At 37.7% G+C, this 717-nt stretch carries 1 protein-coding gene and 1 pseudogene; both read left to right on the forward strand.

Annotation, left to right across the window (positions count from 1 at the left end; all coding sequences use genetic code 11):
- Positions 1-495 (forward strand): transposase (locus ACXM1Q_RS09325; RefSeq protein WP_460255635.1); only part of this gene is annotated, 495 nt, incomplete at its 5' end.
- 46 nt (positions 496-541) lie between these two features.
- Positions 542-717, forward strand: a pseudogene (locus ACXM1Q_RS09330) (IS4 family transposase); the annotation flags it as partial.

Below are 717 nucleotides of genomic sequence, written 5' to 3' on the forward strand. Positions count from 1 at the left end.
CGAAAAAGTATTGCTGCTGTGATAGAGCGAGAGCGAGGAAGTTTGATCCATAACCCATCTGATTTTTCTCGTAATCGGGAACTATCTCTCAATAAAACGGTGAATTTAATCCTTGGTATGTCCGGGAAATCCATTTCTAAAGAATTGTTAGATGCAGATATTTGGATCACGGAATCTGCTTTTGTACAAGCTCGCTACAAAATCAAATCAAACGCTTTCTATAAAGTATTCAAAGAATTCACCTCAAAAATTCCTATAGATGATTCGATACCTATTCTAGCTGCAGATGGAAGTGACGTGAATATTCCTAGAAATCCAGCAGATGAGGGAACCTCTTTTCAAGTTGGTGTAGGAAATAAGCCGTATAACCTGATTCATCTGAACGCATTTTATGATCTAAACACAGGCATTTATACCGATGTCATAGTACAAGATAAAAGGGAGGCAGACGAGCGACAAGCGGTTATTGAAATGATGGAGGTCTCTCCCTTTTGAAACAGCTCTTGTAGTTATGGATAGGGGGTATGAAAGTTACAACCTTATGGCACATTTTGAGGAAAAAGGTTGGCAATATATTATCCGTGTTAAGAGCGGCAAGGAGTCTTTTGCCTCAAGGTTTCATTTACCTGATACTTCGATTGAAAAAATGGTTACTATTAAATTGTCTAGGAATCAAACAAACAAGTTGAAGAATCTCTATAAACATGATTCAGAACA

It is taken from the genome of Streptococcus sp. 10F2 (assembly GCF_054331515.2).